We start from the raw sequence: 18,486 nt of genomic DNA on the forward strand, positions 1-18,486 counted from the left end.
TCACTTGTGTTCAGCTACGAACCCCGGTTCGCGTGGCCTCCAGCGAATTTTGCGGTAAATCAACAGCTTGCCGTTTCTGGCACGAATGTCGCTCTACAGCACAGGTCGCTTGACTCCAATAATAAAAAGGCCGAGCCATGTCACTCACCCTGGAGCACGTCAGCCGTACCGTCGAGGGCCAGACCTGGATCGACGATGCGAGCCTGAAATTCGAACCTGGATCCTTCAACGTTTTGCTCGGGCGCACGCTGTCCGGCAAGACCAGTCTGATGCGTCTGATGGCCGGTCTGGACAAGCCCGACAGCGGCCGCATCCTGATGAACGGCGTCGACGTCACCCAGCGCCCGGTGCGTTTGCGCAACGTGTCGATGGTCTATCAGCAATTCATCAATTACCCGACCATGACGGTGTTCGAGAACATCGCCTCGCCGCTGCGCCAGGCCGGGATCTCCAACGAGCAGATCCAGAGCAAGGTGCAGGAAACCGCGAAGATGCTGCGCATCGAGAAGTTTCTGAAGCGCTATCCGCTGGAACTGTCCGGCGGCCAGCAGCAGCGCACGGCCATGGCCCGGGCGCTGGTCAAGGATGCCGAACTGATTCTGTTCGACGAGCCGCTGGTCAACCTCGACTACAAGCTGCGCGAGGAGCTGCGCCAGGAAATGCGCGAGCTGTTCAAGGCGCGCCACACCATCGCCATCTACGCCACCACCGAACCCAACGAAGCGCTGGCGCTGGGCGGCACAACCACCATTCTTCATGAAGGCCGGGTGATCCAGAGCGGGCCGTCGACCGAGGTCTATCACCAGCCGCAAACGGTGCTGGCCGCCGAATTGTTCTCCGAGCCACCGATCAACCTGATGCCGGGGCGTATCGCCGGTAACGAAGTGAGTTTCGCCAACTTCGTGCACTTTCCGTTGAACGTCGACCTGCGGCCGGTGGGCGAGGGCGAGTTCCGCTTTGGCGTGCGCCCGAGCCACATCTCGCTGGTGCCGAGCAACGACGACGACCTGGAACTGGCGGTGACCGTCGAGGTGGCGGAAATCAGCGGTTCGGAAACCTTCCTGCACGTGCGCAACGAGCATTTCCTGCTGGTGCTGCATTTGCCGGGGGTTCACGAATACGACGTCGATGCGCCGATCCGCATCTATATCCCGACCCATAAACTGTTTGTGTTCGATGCGCAGGGCCGTCTGGTGCAGGCACCGGGCCGGCGCGTCGCGAGGGTTGCCTGATGGCCGAAATCCGTTTGCAGCACCTCGCCCACAGCTACAGCAAAACCCCGAGCGGGCCCGAGGATTACGCGATCCGCGAGATGGACCACATCTGGGAGCAGGGCGGCGCCTATGCCTTGCTCGGTCCGTCGGGTTGCGGCAAGTCGACGTTGCTCAACATCATTTCCGGTCTGCTCAGCCCGTCCCAGGGTCATGTGCTGTTCGACGGCAAAGCGGTCAACGATCTGACGCCGGAAAAGCGCAACATCGCGCAGGTTTTCCAGTTCCCGGTGGTGTACGACACCATGACCGTGTTCGACAACCTGGCCTTTCCCTTGCGCAATCAGGGCTTGGCCGAGGCGAAAGTACACAGCAAGGTGCAGGAAATCGCCGAAGTCCTCGACCTGCAAAACCTGCTGAGCAAAAAGGCGCGCAACCTCACCGCCGACGAAAAACAGAAAGTCTCCATGGGCCGCGGCCTGGTGCGTGATGACGTGTCGGCGATCCTGTTCGACGAGCCGCTGACGGTGATCGACCCGCACCTGAAATGGAAACTGCGGCGCAAGCTCAAGCAGATCCACGAGCAGTTCAACATCACCATGGTCTACGTCACCCACGATCAGCTGGAGGCTTCGACGTTTGCCGACAAGATCGCGGTGATGTACGGCGGCCAGATCGTCCAGTTCGGCACCCCACGGGAATTGTTCGAGCGGCCGAGCCACACCTTTGTCGGCTACTTCATCGGCAGTCCCGGCATGAACCTGATCGAAGTGCAGCCGCAACCGGGTGGGGTCGGTTTCAACTCGACCCACCTGCCGCTGTCCGACGGCTTGCAGCGCCATATCGAACACGGCCAGTGGAAAAATCTGAAGGTCGGCATCCGCCCCGAATTCATTCATGTGTGGGACGAACCGTTTGATGACGCGATGCAGGCACGGGTCGTACACGTCGAAGACCTCGGCACCTACAAGATCATGACCCTGGACCTGGACGGCGCGCCGCTGAAAGTGCGTCTGGCCGAGGACAAACCGGTGCCGCAGGGCACGGCATACATCAGTTTTCCGGCGCAGTGGCTGATGGTCTATGCCGACGAATTTCTGCTGGATGCCACCGACAGCGAGGTACAGCCATGAACAAGGTGCAGAACAACAAAGCCTGGTGGCTGGTGTTGCCGGTGTTCCTGCTGGTGGCGTTCAGTGCAGTGATCCCGATGATGACCGTGGTCAACTATTCGGTGCAGGACATCTTCGACCAGTCCAGCCGCTACTTCGTCGGCGCCGACTGGTACAAGCAGGTGCTGCTCGATCCGCGCCTGCACGACTCGTTGCTGCGCCAGTTCATCTACTCGGCGTGTGTGCTGCTGATCGAAATCCCGCTCGGCATCGCCATTGCGCTGACCATGCCGACCAAGGGTCGCTGGTCGTCGGTGGTGCTGATCGTGCTGGCGATTCCGCTGCTGATTCCATGGAACGTGGTCGGCACCATCTGGCAGATTTTCGGCCGCGCCGACATCGGCCTGTTGGGTTCGAGCCTCAACGCCATGGGCATCAGCTACAACTATGCGGCCAACACCATGGACGCCTGGGTCACCGTGCTGGTGATGGACGTCTGGCACTGGACTTCACTGGTGGCGCTGTTGTGTTTCTCCGGGTTGCGGGCGATTCCCGATGTGTATTACCAGGCTGCGCGCATCGACCGGGCCTCGGCCTGGGCGGTATTCCGGCACATTCAGTTGCCCAAGTTGAAGAGCGTGCTGTTGATCGCGGTGATGCTGCGCTTCATGGACAGCTTCATGATCTATACCGAGCCGTTCGTACTCACCGGTGGCGGACCGGGTAACTCGACGACCTTCCTGAGTCAGACCCTGACCCAGATGGCCGTAGGCCAATTCGACCTGGGGCCGGCGGCGGCATTCTCGCTGGTGTACTTCCTGATCATCCTGCTGGTGTCCTGGCTGTTCTACACCGCCATGACCCACAACGATGCCAACCGCTGAGGCCCGGCCATGAGCAAACGTCTTACCCCTATGAAAAAAGTGATCCCACTGCTGCTCTACATCCTGTTCCTGCTGGTGCCGATCTACTGGCTGCTGAACATGTCGTTCAAGAGCAATACCGAAATCCTCGGCGGACTGACTCTTTTCCCACAGGATTTCACGCTGGCGAACTACAAGGTGATCTTCACCGATCCGAGCTGGTACACCGGCTATATCAACTCGCTGTACTACGTCAGTCTGAACACGATCATTTCCCTGACCGTGGCACTGCCGGCGGCCTACGCGTTTTCCCGCTACCGCTTTCTCGGCGACAAGCACCTGTTCTTCTGGCTGCTGACCAACCGCATGGCGCCGCCGGCGGTGTTCCTGCTGCCGTTCTTCCAGTTGTACTCGTCGATCGGCCTGTTCGACACCCACATCGCCGTGGCGCTGGCGCACTGCCTGTTCAACGTGCCGCTGGCGGTGTGGATCCTCGAAGGTTTCATGTCCGGGGTGCCGAAGGAGATCGACGAAACGGCCTACATCGACGGCTACAGCTTTCCCAAGTTCTTCGTGAAGATCTTCATTCCGCTGATCGGCTCCGGCATCGGTGTGACGGCGTTTTTCTGCTTCATGTTTTCCTGGGTCGAACTGCTGCTGGCGCGCACGCTGACCTCGGTGAACGCCAAACCGATCGCGGCGGTGATGACGCGCACGGTGTCGGCGTCCGGCATTGACTGGGGTGTACTGGCGGCGGCGGGGGTGTTGACTATTCTCCCCGGCATGCTGGTGATCTGGTTCGTTCGCAACCACGTGGCCAAGGGCTTTGCCCTGGGCCGGGTCTGAGGAACTGATGATGGAATGGATGAGCTGGACCGTCCCGACGGCGGCGTTTTTCATCGTGATCGGGTTGATCCTGGTGGGCATGACCACCTGGGAATTGCGCTCGCCGAGCATCTTGCGGCGAGGGTTTCTGCCGATTGCCACCACCCGTGGCGATCGCTTGTTCATCGGTCTTCTCGGCAGCGCCTACCTGCATCTGCTGGTAATCGGCGTGACCGACTGGAGCATCTGGGTAGCGTCCGCGTTGTCCCTGGTGTGGCTGTTGGCTGTGATGCGTTGGGGCTAGTCGAATCGCTCGGCAATCTTGCTCCGAAAACCTAACAGGAGGTCTCTATGTTCGATAAGAAAAATAAGCTGCGACATAGCATTTCATTGGCAGCCATGCTGGCACTCAGCGGTTTGAGCGCGTCCGCCTGGGCCGACGCCTACGAAGATGCCGCAAAAAAATGGATCGGCAGCGAATTCAAGCCGTCGACCCTGACGGCCGAGCAGCAACTCGAAGAACTGAAGTGGTTCATCAAGGCGGCCGAACCGTTTCGCGGGATGGACATCAAGGTCGTCTCGGAAACCCTGACCACCCACGAATATGAATCCAAGGTGCTGGCCAAGGCCTTCAGCGAAATCACCGGCATCAAGCTGACCCACGACCTGCTGCAGGAAGGCGACGTCGTGGAAAAAATGCAGACCGTGATGCAGTCGGACAAGAACATCTACGACGGCTGGGTCAACGACTCGGACCTGATCGGTACGCACTTTCGCTACGGCAAGACCGAATCGATCACCGACCTGATGGCCAACGAAGGCAAGAACTTCACTTCGCCGACCCTCGACATCAAGGACTTCATCGGCATCTCCTTCACCACCGCGCCGGACGGCAAGATCTATCAATTGCCCGACCAGCAGTTCGCCAACCTGTACTGGTTTCGCGCCGACTGGTTCGAACGCGCCGACCTGAAAGCCAAGTTCAAGGAAAAGTACGGCTATGAACTGGGCGTGCCGGTGAACTGGTCGGCCTATGAAGACATCGCCAAATTCTTCAGCGAAGACGTCAAGGAAATCGACGGCAAGCGCATTTACGGGCACATGGACTACGGCAAGAAAGACCCGTCGCTGGGCTGGCGCTTCACCGATGCCTGGTTCTCCATGGCCGGTGGCGGCGACAAGGGCATTCCCAACGGCTTGCCGGTGGACGAGTGGGGGATTCGCGTCGAGGATTGCCACCCGGTCGGTTCCAGCGTGACCCGCGGCGGCGACACCAACGGCCCGGCGGCGGTGTTCGCCACCACCAAATACGTCGACTGGCTGAAGAAGTACGCGCCACCGGAAGCGGCGGGCATGACCTTCTCCGAGTCGGGCCCGGTGCCGTCCCAGGGCAACATCGCCCAGCAGATCTTCTGGTACACCGCCTTCACCGCCGACATGACCAAACCGGGCCTGCCGGTGGTCAACGCCGACGGCACGCCGAAATGGCGCATGGCGCCATCGCCGCGCGGGCCGTACTGGGAAGAGGGGATGAAACTCGGTTATCAGGACGTGGGCTCGTGGACCTTCATGAAATCCACGCCTGAGAAACAGAAACTCGCGGCCTGGCTGTACGCGCAGTTCGTGACCTCGAAAACCGTGTCGCTGAAGAAAACCATCGTCGGTCTGACGCCGATTCGCGAGTCGGACATCAACTCGCAAGCGATGACCGACCTGGCACCGAAACTCGGTGGTCTGGTCGAGTTCTACCGCAGCCCGGCCCGCGTGCAATGGACGCCGACCGGCACCAACGTTCCGGACTACCCACGTCTGGCACAACTGTGGTGGAGCCACATCGCCGAAGCCGCCAGCGGCGAGAAAACCCCGCAACAGGCCCTCGACGGTCTGGCCAAGGATCAGGACGCGATCATGACCCGTCTGGAACGCTCCAAGGCCCAAGCGGTGTGCGCACCGAAAATGAACCCCGAGCGCGACGCGCAATACTGGTTCGACCAGCCGGGCGCACCAAAACCGAAGCTGGCCAACGAGAAGCCGAAAGGCGAAACCGTGAGCTACAACGAACTGCTCAAGTCGTGGGAGGCGGCACGCAAGTAAGGTTTTTTGCGGGGCGGAACGGCACCTTCGGGTGCCGTTTTTTTTAGCCCTCGATTTCACGTTTCACCGCCCGACGCACCGCTTTGAGGAGGGCGTTTTCAAAGGCGTTGTGCCCGGCGTGCAGCAGCCGGCAGTGGATGTTCATGCGTTGCCTGAGCCAGCGCACGCTGGCCATGCCATGGGTATCGCGGATGCCCTGGATCAGCAGGGTGTTGTCGTCGAGGGTCAGGTCTTCATCCTTTGGTGTGAAGCAGTAGTTCTGCAGGTGGTAATGCAGTTCCAGACGAATCGCGAGCACCGCTTCCTGATCGACGAAGCGCTCCAGTGTGTCGGGGCAAATCGTCTGCCCTGTGCGACGTAGAACAGCGTTCAACCATTCGATGGCGGCGCGGTGCTGCTGCGATGGACAGCCTTCGCCGAGAATCCGGTAGATGTCCCTGGCGCGTTGGCCGGGTGACATTTGCGGCGATTGCACCAGCCCGTCATTGAGCGCCTGATCGTAGGCCCGGACATTGTCGGCAAACGGCACGAATACCGAGACCAGCGTGGTTTTCAGCAGGTGCTGCGGGTAACGCTGCTGGTACTGAATCGCCAGCCAGCTACCCCATGACACGCCCAGCACGCTGATTTTTTCGAAGCCGAAATGCTGGCGCAGGGCATCGATGTCTTCGACACACTGTCCGGTGCTGTTGTCCCGCAGTTCGCCGTAGGGCGTCGAGCGCCCGCAGCCCCGTTGATCAAACAGGATGATGTCGAACCGGCCCGTGTCGAAGAACTGCAAATGGTGGCGGCTGATACGCCCGCCGGGGCCGCCATGGAGGAAAAACACCGGTTCGTGTCCCGGAACACCATGGCGTTCCCAATAGAGTTGATGGCCGTCGCCGGTCGGGTAATAACCTCGGCTGTGCAGGGAAAAACTCATGGCGTCGGAACCGTCAGACGATAGAACTGGAACAGCTCGACCTGCCCGGGCCGTGCCGCGACGCTGGATTCAAGTTTCAGGTGGTGGAGGGAGGCAAGCCAGGTCACCGGAATCAACACCGGGGTGTGACCGAAAACGAGGATCGTGCCACCGGGTTTTACGCAGCGGATCAGCGATTCGAATGCGGCCTGGGCCTCACGGCGGGTCAAGACTTCGGCGTTGAGGAAACGCAGGATCAAGACATCGCAGCGAATCCCGGCATCGGAAGCCTCACTCGCCTCCAGCACGTCGAATTCGACGGAGATCCCGCTGTGACATTGCCTGGCGTGTTCGATCATCGAGGCCGAACGGTCACTGCCCAGGCACAGACAGTCGGGCAGGGCGCGGGCGAGGTGGGCGATGAACGCTCCGGTCGAACAGGCCGGGTCGTAAATCAGTGCGCCTTTTTCAGTGATGGCCTGGAGCAGCCCGGCGCAGTATTCGCGCAAGTGGTGTTCGTCAGTGTTCAGCTGTTCGGCCAGTGATTCGTTGCATTGCCAGAAGTCTGCCGGGCAGACCGCTTCCCGGCCCGCCTCATCCAGCAGCGGAAAGGGAAACAGGATCTCGCTGTCAGCCTGATGCAAGGCGTGCTCGAAGAACTGCGCTTTGTCTGCGGGAGAGACCGTCCGATAGCCGATCGACAACCCGTCATCACCCCACAATGAGTGGAGATGCGGGCCAAACAACATGCCGGGGTTGAGCGCGCTGCTGGCCTGCCATCGAAAATGCCGGTCACGTTGCAGGAGCTTGCGGCCGACCCAGAGCTCATCGTTCACCCGCAGCAAAAAAACGTGATGCAGTCCGCTGCCGCGTGGTTCGAGGTAGTGGCCAACAGCGCCGTTCTCGTTGAGGTAAAGGCGCATCGAACGAGCCAATGTCAGCTCCCGGGTGCGATCAAGTCGGTTCATGGGGCTGGCCTCTCCAATGTCCGGCCCCTCGCTTGCGGGATGACGACGTTGCCGCTGGAGACCACGAAGAAGCGCTCCAGTCCGGGGATCACCACGTTGAGCAGGGTGGTGCCGAGCTCGGTTCGCTGCAGGACGGCTGCACCCAGCGTACGGCCATGAATCCGCAGGTCTTGAGTCAGCAAGTGCAGTTGATTTTCCACCGACAGGTCTTTGGCGGAACCCGCCAGTCTCACCTCGTGTTGAACGCAGCGATGCAGCAGCGTCTGCGGATCGAACAGCGCACAGCGCAGCAGGCGCGGGAAAGGCTGCAGGTTGCGCAGCGCATTGTTCAGCGTCTGTCGGTATTCGGGTTCGGCGGCGCTGAGTTGCAACTGCACCAGTTCAGTGAGCGCCCGCCACGCCGCATGGCGCGGTTCGAGGGAGCTGCCACTACCGAATACCTGTGGATGAGGCCCCGGCTTCGTCGTGAACGCCAGAAAGGTCCGGGTCATGAACTCGGTGCTGATATCCACCAGCACGATTTCGCCGTCGATTTCCTGTTCGGCATCGGCCCACAGACGACCGAGTTCGTCGCTTTCAGTGAGGCGCGCCACCCGTCGCAGTGGTGGATGGTTCTGGTAATAAAAATGATCAAGCAGAAACAACGACAAGGCGTCGCGCTCGATGCACTCGTTGGCGGCGTGCAGCATCGCTTCGTTGTAAGTGGCGCCAATCGCGGTGCCGTTGTTGCTGGCGTAGCGCTGCACGGCGCTGTAGTCCGCCATGCCCGGTGACGAGGGCAAACGTGAGCCGTTCGGCGAGGTCAGCGCCAACGGATAGGAAAACCGGTCATGCCACGGCGGACAGACATAGGTCCGGCAGGTGATGCGCACTTTTTGCTGGCAGGTGAGCCTGTGCAGGAGCGAGTCATCGGCAAACACCGGCGTGTCTTTGAAATAGCGTTCCGTCTCGTGGTGAACATCGTAGGTACAGAGTTCATCCGTCCAGTAGTGCTCGAGCGCTTCATAAAGCGCGCCCAGGTGCGCCTGATCCGCATAGCCCTTGCCGGAGCCACGGGCATGACGGTTGTCGTCGCCATGAAGACTCGCCTGAACGGCAACCACTTTGCTGCCGAGGGTGCGGGTGTGCGGTGTGAGGCCCAGGCGTGAAAGTTCGGTGTGAATACGCCGTTCTGCCTGATCGGCCGTGAGCTCACGCTCGGCCAACGTTGTCTTGTCCATGATTCCCTTCCTGGAAAGCCCGCGAGGGCGCAAGGCCCCCGCGGGTGCTGTCACTCGGCGTTGAGTTCCGCCTGTTCTTCCTCGGTCAGTTGCAGCGCTTCGATCTGCTCTGGCGAGGGTGCTTCCTGCTCTTCCAGTTCATCGATAGGGTTCGCGTTCAAGCTGCCCATGTAGCCCATGATGTTGCTCCTTGGTTGTTGTTTGGGAGTGCTGTTGCAAGCACGAGCCGAATCTAAAAGGGCGGTGAGGGCGGGGTCAAAAATGTCCAGACGTTTCCAGCCGCGGGTTTCAGCGGTGTCGAAACACGTACTGATAAAACGTGAATTGACGCTGGGCGGACTTGTTTCTGGGGGGCAGCACTGCGTGGCAACGGGCGAACCATGCGAAAGGAGTCAGCGGTTTGAGGCGTTCTGTCGTCTGCCGCTGTCGGACGTTTCAGCGCGGGGACGACGCAAATTCGTACTGAAGGATTTACGGGGATGGATGCAGCACTTGTGCGGTGATTTTTCCCATGAGGTTTCAGAAAACACCGCACAAATCGGCTTGAAGGTTTAGTGCCGTTCCCGGTGCAACGCGGGAAACACCAGACTGAACACCGTCATCGCCCCCGGACGGCTTTGAACCTGCGCGGAGCCCTGATGCAAGGTCATGATCGAATGCACGATGGCCAGTCCCAGACCGGTACTGCCCTGTGAACGGGTGCGACTGCTGTCGACCCGGTAAAAACGGTCGAACAGATACGGCAGGTGCTGCGCTTCGATGCCTGTGCCGGGATTGCTCACCCGCAGCGACACCTCGTTCGGCGCCTGTTCGATGAACAGCGAAACGGTCTTGCCGGACGGGCAGTGGCGCAGGGCATTGGACAGCAGATTGGAAATCGCTCGCTGAATCATCAGCCGGTCGCCCGACACCTGAGCGCTGCCGATGACCTTCAGGTCGATCTGTTTGTCCTGTGCCGTCAGGGAAAACAGATCCGCCACCTTGGACGCCTCTTCCTCCAGCGCAATCGGCTCGAACGAAGCGTGCGCCGCAGGCTGGCTGGCCTGGGCCAGGAACAGCATGTCCGAGACAATCCGCGCGACCCGCTCCAGCTCTTCGGTGCAGGACACCAGAACGTTGGTGTATTCCTCGACCGAGCGCTCCCGCGACAGCGTCACCTGGGCCTTGCCCATCAGGTTGTTGATCGGCGTGCGCAGCTCGTGGGCCAAGTCATCGGAGAACTGCGACAACTGCTGCACGCCGCTGTCCAGGCGATCGAGCATGACGTTGATGCCCTGCGCCAGCTCGCTGAGTTCCTGGGGCATGTTCAGCACCGACAGGCGATGATCGAGATCCTGCGTCGTCACTCGCGCCGCTACTTTGCGGAATTCGCGCAACGGTGCCAGCCCTCGCTGCACGGCCCCCCATGCGGTCAGGCCGATGAACACCAGCAGCAACGGCAAAGCCATCAACGTCGAGCGCAAATAAGCGCTGAGCAGAGCCTGATCGTGGGCGTTATCCATCGACAGCAGCACTGGTACGCTGCTGCCGTCCTTGAGGCGAATCAGCTTGGAGACGGTGAGAAACTTCACGCCTTCAGCATCGGCGCTGTCGGTGTGGGTCAACTGATCGGTGGTCGCCCGTACCGCTTTCAGTTCAACCCGTGGATCGGTCAGGCCCGACCCGGATTTGAGCAGCGGGGTGCGCAGGTTGTTCAGGTCATAAATGGTCAGCGTCAGGTTGTCATGCCCCATGACCTGATCGAGCAGAATGTGCGGCTTGGCACTGATCTCACCGGTGTCGGCGTACAACGTCAGGCTGTGCTCGACCTGTTCCATCTTTTTTTCCAGGCTGTCGCGGGACAACGCGTTCAGCTCATGGGTCAGGGCGAAATACGCGAGGATCGCCAGGAACACCACCAGCAATGCGCCGAGAATACTGACCGTCAGACCCAGACGCAGCGACAGGCTGGCCGGCTTCATTCCCGGGCCTCCAGCACATAGCCGACACCGCGCAGGGTGTGGATCAGTTTGCTGTCGAACGGATCGTCGATCTTCGCTCGCAAGCGGCGGATCGAGACTTCTACCACGTTGGTGTCGCAGTCGAAATTCATGTCCCACACCAGCGAGATGATCTGGGTGCGGGTCAGCACTTCGCCGGACTGGCGCATCAACAGGTGCAGCAGGGCGAACTCCTTGGTGGTCAGGTCGATGCGCTGCGTGCCACGAAAGGCCCGGTGACGGCCCGGATCGAGTTCCAGATCGGCGACCTTGAGCACCTGCGGCACCGGGATGTTCTCGCTGCGGCGCATCAACGTGCGTACCCGCGCCAGCAGTTCCGGGAATTCGAATGGCTTGACCAGATAATCATCGGCACCCAGGTCCAGACCACGAATCTTGTCCGCGAGCCGCCCGCGTGCGGTGAGCATCATCACCCGGGTGGAGTGGGTGCGACGCAGTTGTTCCAGCACGCTCCAGCCGTCGAGTTCCGGCAGGTTCACATCGAGAATGATCAGGTCGTAAACCTGTTGTTGCGCCAGGTGCAAACCATCTGCGCCATTGACGGCGTGATCAACGATATAACCACTTTCGGTCAGGCCCTGATGCAAGTATTCGGCAGCTTTAAGCTCGTCCTCTACGACAAGGATTCGCATGATGTTTCACCACTTTTAATGAATGGGTATTTAAGTAAGTGAGTCTGGAAGTTGCAGTTTTTACAGGGACTTCCTGACGGACTTTGGAACTGGATGGCGTGCACGGTAAAGGCTGTAGTGGCTACAGAGTCAACGCCTGAGGCCTTTAAATCGGCCATCCGCGACAGCCTGTCGCAGCGAAATAGTGGGTTTTCCATGACTTCCATTTCGGCAAGTGCTGTTCGGCGGATAACTAACGCGCATTTGTTTCTATCTATTGCAACAAACTCATTCGAACTTCGAATCCTAGAGCAAAACAACTTCGATAAACCGTGGATAACGGATTTGTAATGTTCACGTCACCTTGTCGATAAGTTCAAAACCCTACCGTGGCGCCATCAACGATTCTTGATTGAAGGAAGCCTTCCATTGCCCGGTTTAATTGAACTGACGGCGCGATCACGCCTGAAAAAAACCGCCAGCGGCCTCTTGTTGCTGGCCTGTACCAGCCTTGCCAGTGCATCGACCCTGACCCTGGATCAGGCGCTGCAAACGGCCTTCGCCGGCAACCCTGATCTGGCCGCCGCGCAGTGGGAAATCGGCATTGCCGAAGGTGACCGCAAGCAGGCTGGCCTGATCCCGAATCCCGAAGTGTCGTGGGATGCCGAAGACACCCGGCGCGAATCGCGCACCACCACGGTGATGCTCAGCCAGCCGATCGAGCTGGGCGGCAAGCGTGGCGCGCGGATTGATGTGGCGAGCCGTGCGCAGGACGCCGCCGGCATCGAGCTGGAGCGCAAGCGCAACGCATTGCGCGCCGACGTGCTTCAAGCGTTCAACGGTGCGCAGACCGCGCAGCAACGTTTGCAACTGGCCCGGCAGTCGCTGCAGCTTGCCGAGCACGGTTTGCGTGTGGCGCAGGGACGAATCGAGGCAGGCAAGTCGTCGCCGGTGGAAGGCACGCGGGCGCAAGTGCAGCTCTCGGAAGTGCGCCTGGAATTGAGCCGCGCCGAGCGCGATCAGGCCAATGCGTACCAGCAATTGGCGCAGGTCATGGGCGCCCCGTTGCCGACGTCGACTACGGTGCAGAGCGCGACTCAAAGCCTGCCCAGCGTACCGCCGCCCACCCGTTTGCTTGAGCGCCTGAACGAAACAGCGGAGCTGCGGCTGGCCAGGTTGCAGATCGAGCAGCGCGAGGCGTCGCTGGGGCTGGAAAAGTCCCAGCGGATTCCCGATCTCACCGTCAGCATCGGCAGCCAGTACAGCGAAACCGAGCGCGAGCGGGTCAACGTGGTGGGGCTGTCGATGCCGATTCCGCTGTTCAACCGCAATCAGGGCAACGTGCTGGCGGCGGCTCGGCGTACCGATCAGGCGCGGGACCTGCGCAACGCCACCGAACTGCGCTTGCGCACGGAAATCCAGACCACGCTGGCGCAATGGCAGACCGCCAACGGCGAAATCCAGGCGTTCGACCGGACCATCCTGCCCGCCGCGCAAAGTGCCGTGGACAGCGCCACTCGCGGTTTCGAAATGGGCAAGTTCGGCTTCCTCGACGTGCTTGATGCCCAGCGCACATTGATCGCCGCTCGCAGCCAATACATCCAGGCGGTGAGCGAGGCGACCGACGCCCGGGTCCGCATCGAACGCATCTTCGGCGACCTCAGCGCCAACCCTTGAATTTCAACTTTCTGATCACTGCGCGATGGTTTGGCGCAGAGGAGTTTCCATGGATAAAAAACTGATCGTGGTCGCTGCGGCGACGTTGGCGCTGGGCATTGGCATCGGCTCGATGTGGAGCGGCAATGCGTCTATCGATGCGCATGCCGATGAAGCGGCGGAACACGCCGATCACGCCGAAGAAGGCGCCGCTGCTGACGGCGGGCACGCCGAAGAAGGGCACATCGAATTGACGGCCGAGCAGATCGCGGCGGCGGGGATTCAACTGGCCGCCTCCCAGGCGCAGAACTTCAGCCTCGGTCTGTCGTTTCCCGGCGAAGTACGTTTCGACGAGGACCGTACCGCACACGTCGTACCGCGTGTGCCGGGCGTGGTCGAGTCGGTGTCGGTCAATCTTGGGCAGTCAGTGAAGAAGGGGCAGTTGCTGGCCGTGATCGCCAGTCAGCAGATTTCCGATCAGCGCAGTGAACAGGCAGCCGCGCAACGTCGTCTGGCTTTGGCCCGCACGACGTTCGAGCGCGAGAAGAAACTGTGGCAGGACAAGATTTCCGCCGAGCAGGATTTCCTCCAAGCACGTCAGGCCCTGGAAGAAGCCGAAATCGCCGTAAGCAATGCCCGGCAAAAGATCAGCGTGCTCAGTGGCAGTGTGGTCGCCACTGGCGGCAATCGCTATGAACTGCGGGCGCCTTTTGACGGTGTGGTGGTGGAAAAACACCTGACGCCGGGGGAGGTGGTCGATGAAACCACGGCGGCGTTCACGCTCTCGGATTTGTCGCGGGTGTGGGTCACGTTCGGCGTGTCACCGAAAGACCTGAACAAGGTGCAGGTGGGCAAATCCGTCACCGTCAGCGCGGCGGAATTGAACGCCGAAGTCAGCGGCACCGTGGCTTACGTCGGCAGCCTGCTCGGCGAACAGACCCGTACCGCGACCGTGCGCGTCACCCTGGAAAACCCGCAAGGCTCATGGCGTCCCGGCCTGTTCGTCACCGCGCTGGTCGCCACCGACAGCCTTCAGGCCAAAGTCGCCGTACCGGAAACCGCAATCCAGACCGTTGAGGACAAACCCACGGTATTCGTGCGCACCGACGACGGCTTCAAGGCCCAAGCGGTGGAGCTGGGCAGTCGCGCGGCGGGTCGGGTGGAAGTCACCGCCGGACTGGAGCCGGGCGTGCAAGTCGCCAGCGCCGGCAGCTTCGTCCTCAAATCGGAGCTGGGCAAAGCCTCGGCCGAGCACAGTCATTAATCGCGGAAGACTCCCATGTTCGAACGCCTGATCCAGTTTGCCATCGAGCAGCGCATCATCGTGCTGCTCGCCGTTCTGCTAATGGCCGGCCTCGGCATCGCCAGTTATCAGAAACTGCCGATCGACGCTGTGCCCGACATCACCAACGTCCAGGTTCAGATCAACACCGGCGCGGCTGGGTTCTCGCCGCTGGAAACCGAGCAGCGCATCACTTTCCCGATTGAAACCGCGATGGCCGGCCTGCCGGCTCTGGAGCAGACGCGCTCGATGTCGCGCTCGGGCTTGTCGCAGGTCACGGTGATCTTCAAGGACGGCACCGATCTGTTCTTTGCCCGGCAATTGGTCAACGAGCGGTTGCAGTCGGCCAAGGAGCAATTGCCCGAAGGCGTGGAAGCGGTGATGGGGCCGATTTCCACCGGGCTCGGCGAGATCTTTTTATGGACGGTCGAGACCAAGGAAGGCGCGCTGAAAGGGGACGGCACGCCCTACACGCCGACCGACTTGCGGGTGATTCAGGACTGGATCATCAAGCCGCAACTGCGCAACGTCCCCGGGGTGGCGGAGATCAACACCATCGGCGGTTTTGCCAAGGAGTACCAGATCGCGCCCGATCCGAAAAAACTCGCGGCCTACAAGCTGACCCTCACCGATCTGGTGACGGCGCTGGAGCGCAACAACGCCAACGTCGGCGCCGGGTACATCGAGCGCAGCGGCGAGCAGTTGCTGATTCGCGCGCCGGGCCAGGTAGCGAGCACCGAGGACATCGCCAACATCGTCATAGCCAACGTCGACGGCACGCCGATCCGGATCAAGAACGTCGCCACCGTGGACATCGGCCGTGAACTGCGCAGCGGCGCCGCCACGGAAAATGGCCGTGAAGTAGTGCTCGGCACCGTGTTCATGCTGATCGGCGAAAACAGTCGCACGGTCTCCCAGGCCGTCGCCGCGAAACTCGAACAGATCAACAAATCCTTGCCCGCCGGCGTGATCGCGGTGCCGGTGTACGACCGCACGCATCTGGTCGACAAGGCCATTGCCACGGTGAAGAAGAATCTCGTCGAAGGCGCGATTCTGGTGATCGCGATCCTGTTTCTGTTCCTCGGCAATATCCGCGCCGCGCTGATCACGGCGATGGTGATTCCGCTGTCGATGCTGTTCACCTTCACCGGGATGTTCAGCAACAAGGTCAGCGCCAACCTGATGAGCCTCGGCGCGCTGGACTTCGGCATCATCGTCGACGGCGCGGTGGTGATCGTCGAAAACACCCTGCGACGGCTGGCCCATGCGCAGCAGCATCACGGGCGATTGCTGACGCGATCCGAGCGTTTCCATGAAGTGTTTGCGGCGGCGAAAGAGGCGCGGCGCCCGCTGATTTTCGGCCAGTTGATCATCATGGTCGTGTACCTGCCGATCTTCGCCCTGAGCGGCGTCGAAGGGAAAATGTTCCACCCGATGGCGTTCACAGTGGTCATCGCGTTGCTTGGCGCCATGCTCTTGTCGGTGACCTTTGTGCCGGCGGCAATTGCGCTGTTCGTGACCGGCAAGGTAAAGGAAGAAGAGGGCGTGGTGATGCGCGGCGCCCGTCGCGTTTATGCACCGGCGCTGGACTGGGTCATGTCCCATCGGACGATGGCGGTCGGTGCTGCGTTGGGTGTGATTGTGCTCAGCGGTGTGGTCACCAGCCGCATGGGCAGCGAGTTTGTGCCGAGTCTCAGCGAAGGCGATTTTGCCTTGCAGGCGTTGCGCGTGCCGGGCACCAGCCTGACGCAATCGGTGGATATGCAGCAGCGGCTGGAGACGTTGATCCTTAATAAGGTGCCGGAAGTCGAGCGTGTATTCGCCCGCACTGGCACTGCCGAAATCGCCTCTGACCCGATGCCGCCGAACATCTCCGACAGCTACGTGATGCTCAAACCGAAGGAGCAATGGCCGGACCCGGGCAAGTCCCGCGAAACCCTGATGGCCGAACTGCAACAGGCCGCGGCAACGCTGCCGGGCAGCAACTATGAACTGTCGCAGCCGATTCAGTTGCGCTTCAACGAACTGATCTCCGGCGTGCGCAGCGACGTGGCGGTCAAGGTATTCGGTGATGACATGGACGTGCTCAACGCCACGGCGGCGAAGATTGCCGCCGCGATGCAGAAGGTCAACGGCGCGTCCGAGGTCAAGGTCGAGCAAACCACCGGTCTGCCGGTGCTGACCATCAACATCGACCGCGACAAGGCCGCGCGTTACGGGCTCAACGTTGGCGATGTGCAGGACACCATTGCGGTGGCCGTCGGCGGGCAGAAGGCCGGGACGCTGTATGAAGGTGACCGTCGATTCGACATGGTGGTGCGGTTGTCCGACGCCATGCGCAAGGACATCGACGGGTTGTCGGCATTGTTGATTCCGGTGCCGGCGGCGGGTGGTGATGCCTCCAGTCAGATCGGCTTCATTGCGCTGAAGGACGTTGCCAGCCTCGATCTGGTGCTGGGGCCGAATCAGGTCAGCCGCGAAAACGGTAAGCGCCTGGTGATCGTCAGCGCCAACGTGCGTGGGCGTGACATCGGTTCTTTTGTCGCCGAGGCAGGCGAAGTGATCGAACGCGACGTGCAGGTGCCGGCGGGTTACTGGACCACCTGGGGCGGGCAGTTCGAGCAACTGCAATCGGCGGCCAAGCGTTTGCAGATCGTGGTGCCGGTGGCGTTGCTGCTGGTGTTCGGGTTGCTGTTCATGATGTTCAACAACCTCAAGGACGGCTTGCTGGTGTTCACCGGGATTCCGTTTGCGCTGACCGGCGGGGTCATGGCGTTGTGGCTGCGCGATATTCCGCTGTCGATCTCGGCGGGTGTCGGGTTTATCGCGCTGTCCGGTGTGGCGGTGCTCAACGGGTTGGTGATGATCGCGTTTATCCGCAACTTGCGGGAGGAAGGGCGCTCGCTGTCCGAAGCGATTCACGAAGGCGCGCTGACGCGATTGCGCCCGGTGTTGATGACGGCGCTGGTGGCGTCCCTGGGCTTCATTCCGATGGCGCTTGCGACCGGCACCGGGGCCGAGGTGCAGCGACCGCTGGCGACGGTGGTGATTGGCGGGATCCTGTCATCGACCATTCTCACGTTGCTGATCCTGCCGGCGCTGTATCAGCTGGCACATCGTCGGGACGAGGACACTGGTCAACTGAATAGATGATCTACCTGTGGGAGCGAGCTTGCTCCGGGCGGCGATCCGACGAAAGCGGTCTGTCATTCAATTCATTAGTCGACTGACACGGCCTCTTCGCGAGCAAGCTCGCTCCCACAGTTTTTGTATTGATCCAATAGGACGGTGGCACATAACGGATATGTAATTTCGGCGCCACCGTCACGAAAGGTTCGGATTGTTACCTTGATCCCGTCAGTGACTTGAATGAGGAATCAACGATGAAACTTGCACAGATTGGCGCGTTTGCCGTGGCTCTGATGATGTCTTCCCTGGTGTTGGCCGAAGGTGGCGGCGACCGCACTTTCGACCGAATGATGGCCGCCAATGAGCGCTCGATGGAGATTTTTGCTACGAAGGAAAAGGCCCGTGATCCGGTCGTCGTGAACGACAAGAAGGACGACAAGACCCAAGACCTGTAAGCGTGCTGCCAGTGAATGAGCCCGTCATCGCACATCGATGGTGGGCTTTTTTATGAGTCGTGTCTCGTCCTGAATAAGGTTTACACCTTCTGGCTTCTTTTCAGGAGTGTGCAATGGATTCGGGCGCAAAACGCAGTCAACGCGATTACACGCTGACTT

At 60.7% G+C, this 18,486-nt stretch carries 16 protein-coding genes; 10 read left to right on the forward strand and 6 right to left on the reverse strand.

Going from position 1 to position 18,486, the window contains the following annotated elements; all coding sequences use genetic code 11:
- Window positions 1–137 precede the first annotated feature (137 nt).
- The 6 genes from CAF90_RS21115 to CAF90_RS21140 are packed head-to-tail and all read left to right on the forward strand — an operon-like array spanning window position 138 to window position 6,105.
- On the forward strand, window positions 138–1,232 hold the full coding sequence (locus tag CAF90_RS21115; RefSeq protein WP_007951489.1) for an ABC transporter ATP-binding protein: 1,095 nt from the start codon (window positions 138–140) through the stop codon (window positions 1,230–1,232).
- On the forward strand, window positions 1,232–2,344 hold the full coding sequence (locus CAF90_RS21120; RefSeq protein WP_007951488.1) for an ABC transporter ATP-binding protein: 1,113 nt from the start codon (window positions 1,232–1,234) through the stop codon (window positions 2,342–2,344). Before CAF90_RS21115 ends, CAF90_RS21120 begins: the two co-directional genes overlap by 1 nt.
- Window positions 2,341–3,207 (forward strand): carbohydrate ABC transporter permease, encoded by an 867-nt coding sequence (locus tag CAF90_RS21125; RefSeq protein WP_007951487.1) that lies wholly within the window; start codon window positions 2,341–2,343, stop codon window positions 3,205–3,207. Before CAF90_RS21120 ends, CAF90_RS21125 begins: the two co-directional genes overlap by 4 nt.
- A 30-nt stretch (window positions 3,208–3,237) precedes the next feature.
- Window positions 3,238–4,032: a carbohydrate ABC transporter permease gene (locus tag CAF90_RS21130; RefSeq protein ID WP_371915867.1), complete on the forward strand. Its 795-nt coding sequence runs from the start codon at window positions 3,238–3,240 to the stop codon at window positions 4,030–4,032.
- Between the two features lie 10 nt (window positions 4,033–4,042).
- Entirely contained in the window at window positions 4,043–4,315 is a 273-nt protein-coding gene (locus tag CAF90_RS21135) for a DUF2160 domain-containing protein (RefSeq protein ID WP_039767461.1), read from the forward strand.
- A 47-nt stretch (window positions 4,316–4,362) separates the two neighbouring features.
- Window positions 4,363–6,105, forward strand: coding sequence for an ABC transporter substrate-binding protein (locus CAF90_RS21140; RefSeq protein WP_007951484.1), 1,743 nt, complete (start codon window positions 4,363–4,365; stop codon window positions 6,103–6,105).
- A 43-nt stretch (window positions 6,106–6,148) separates the two neighbouring features.
- Here the strand turns inward: CAF90_RS21140 and CAF90_RS21145 are convergent, their stop codons facing one another.
- The 6 genes from CAF90_RS21145 to CAF90_RS21165 form a co-directional block, all read right to left on the reverse strand.
- A complete protein-coding gene (locus CAF90_RS21145; RefSeq protein ID WP_085608367.1) occupies window positions 6,149–7,027 on the reverse strand; it encodes an alpha/beta fold hydrolase in 879 nt (292 codons plus the stop codon).
- Window positions 7,024–7,974, reverse strand: coding sequence for a trans-aconitate 2-methyltransferase (locus tag CAF90_RS21150; RefSeq protein WP_085608368.1), 951 nt, complete (start codon window positions 7,972–7,974; stop codon window positions 7,024–7,026). The genes CAF90_RS21145 and CAF90_RS21150 overlap by 4 nt, the downstream gene beginning before the upstream one ends.
- The gene (locus CAF90_RS21155) at window positions 7,971–9,194 is read right to left on the reverse strand and encodes a YcaO-like family protein (RefSeq protein ID WP_085608369.1); all 1,224 of its coding nucleotides are present in this window, start codon (window positions 9,192–9,194) and stop codon (window positions 7,971–7,973) included. The genes CAF90_RS21150 and CAF90_RS21155 overlap by 4 nt, the downstream gene beginning before the upstream one ends.
- 50 nt (window positions 9,195–9,244) lie before the next feature.
- The gene (locus CAF90_RS29765; RefSeq protein ID WP_007951477.1) at window positions 9,245–9,373 is read right to left on the reverse strand and encodes a hypothetical protein; all 129 of its coding nucleotides are present in this window, start codon (window positions 9,371–9,373) and stop codon (window positions 9,245–9,247) included.
- A gap of 372 nt (window positions 9,374–9,745) precedes the next feature.
- Window positions 9,746–11,155: a heavy metal sensor histidine kinase gene (locus tag CAF90_RS21160; protein ID WP_085608370.1), complete on the reverse strand. Its 1,410-nt coding sequence runs from the start codon at window positions 11,153–11,155 to the stop codon at window positions 9,746–9,748.
- Window positions 11,152–11,826, reverse strand: a complete 675-nt coding sequence (locus tag CAF90_RS21165) for a heavy metal response regulator transcription factor (RefSeq protein ID WP_007951475.1) — start codon at window positions 11,824–11,826, stop codon at window positions 11,152–11,154. Before CAF90_RS21165 ends, CAF90_RS21160 begins: the two co-directional genes overlap by 4 nt.
- Before the next feature lie 408 nt (window positions 11,827–12,234).
- On the opposite strand from CAF90_RS21165, the gene CAF90_RS21170 reads away from it, so the two are divergent.
- The 4 genes from CAF90_RS21170 (at window position 12,235) to CAF90_RS21185 (ending at window position 18,327) form a co-directional block, all read left to right on the forward strand.
- Complete coding sequence (locus CAF90_RS21170) at window positions 12,235–13,482, forward strand: TolC family protein (protein ID WP_085608371.1); 1,248 nt, start codon at window positions 12,235–12,237, stop codon at window positions 13,480–13,482.
- A 49-nt stretch (window positions 13,483–13,531) separates the two neighbouring features.
- Window positions 13,532–14,725 carry an efflux RND transporter periplasmic adaptor subunit gene (locus CAF90_RS21175; RefSeq protein ID WP_085608372.1) on the forward strand — a complete coding sequence of 398 codons (1,194 nt, stop codon included), beginning with the start codon at window positions 13,532–13,534 and terminating at the stop codon, window positions 14,723–14,725.
- Between the two features lie 15 nt (window positions 14,726–14,740).
- Window positions 14,741–17,896, forward strand: a complete 3,156-nt coding sequence (locus CAF90_RS21180) for an efflux RND transporter permease subunit (protein ID WP_085608373.1) — start codon at window positions 14,741–14,743, stop codon at window positions 17,894–17,896.
- Between the two features lie 230 nt (window positions 17,897–18,126).
- Window positions 18,127–18,327 carry a co-regulatory protein PtrA N-terminal domain-containing protein gene (locus tag CAF90_RS21185; RefSeq protein ID WP_085608374.1) on the forward strand — a complete coding sequence of 67 codons (201 nt, stop codon included), beginning with the start codon at window positions 18,127–18,129 and terminating at the stop codon, window positions 18,325–18,327.
- Window positions 18,328–18,486: the final 159 nt, after the last annotated feature.

Source organism: Pseudomonas sp. B37(2017), assembly GCF_002112885.1.
Classification (GTDB): Bacteria; Pseudomonadota; Gammaproteobacteria; order Pseudomonadales; family Pseudomonadaceae; genus Aquipseudomonas; species Aquipseudomonas paraglycinae.

Bases quoted from the DNA above. Each gene is read 5' to 3' on its own strand.
- CAF90_RS21115 (WP_007951489.1), top strand. From the start codon at position 138: ATGTCACTCACCCTGGAGCACGTCAGCCGTACCGTCGAGGGCCAGACC.
- CAF90_RS21120 (WP_007951488.1), top strand. From the start codon at position 1,232: ATGGCCGAAATCCGTTTGCAGCACCTCGCCCACAGCTACAGCAAAACC.
- CAF90_RS21125 (WP_007951487.1), top strand. From the start codon at position 2,341: ATGAACAAGGTGCAGAACAACAAAGCCTGGTGGCTGGTGTTGCCGGTG.
- CAF90_RS21130 (WP_371915867.1), top strand. From the start codon at position 3,238: ATGAAAAAAGTGATCCCACTGCTGCTCTACATCCTGTTCCTGCTGGTG.
- CAF90_RS21135 (WP_039767461.1), top strand. From the start codon at position 4,043: ATGGAATGGATGAGCTGGACCGTCCCGACGGCGGCGTTTTTCATCGTG.
- CAF90_RS21140 (WP_007951484.1), top strand. From the start codon at position 4,363: ATGTTCGATAAGAAAAATAAGCTGCGACATAGCATTTCATTGGCAGCC.
- CAF90_RS21145 (WP_085608367.1), bottom strand. From the start codon at position 7,027: ATGAGTTTTTCCCTGCACAGCCGAGGTTATTACCCGACCGGCGACGGC.
- CAF90_RS21150 (WP_085608368.1), bottom strand. From the start codon at position 7,974: ATGAACCGACTTGATCGCACCCGGGAGCTGACATTGGCTCGTTCGATG.
- CAF90_RS21155 (WP_085608369.1), bottom strand. From the start codon at position 9,194: ATGGACAAGACAACGTTGGCCGAGCGTGAGCTCACGGCCGATCAGGCA.
- CAF90_RS29765 (WP_007951477.1), bottom strand. From the start codon at position 9,373: ATGGGCTACATGGGCAGCTTGAACGCGAACCCTATCGATGAACTGGAA.
- CAF90_RS21160 (WP_085608370.1), bottom strand. From the start codon at position 11,155: ATGAAGCCGGCCAGCCTGTCGCTGCGTCTGGGTCTGACGGTCAGTATT.
- CAF90_RS21165 (WP_007951475.1), bottom strand. From the start codon at position 11,826: ATGCGAATCCTTGTCGTAGAGGACGAGCTTAAAGCTGCCGAATACTTG.
- CAF90_RS21175 (WP_085608372.1), top strand. From the start codon at position 13,532: ATGGATAAAAAACTGATCGTGGTCGCTGCGGCGACGTTGGCGCTGGGC.
- CAF90_RS21180 (WP_085608373.1), top strand. From the start codon at position 14,741: ATGTTCGAACGCCTGATCCAGTTTGCCATCGAGCAGCGCATCATCGTG.
- CAF90_RS21185 (WP_085608374.1), top strand. From the start codon at position 18,127: ATGAAACTTGCACAGATTGGCGCGTTTGCCGTGGCTCTGATGATGTCT.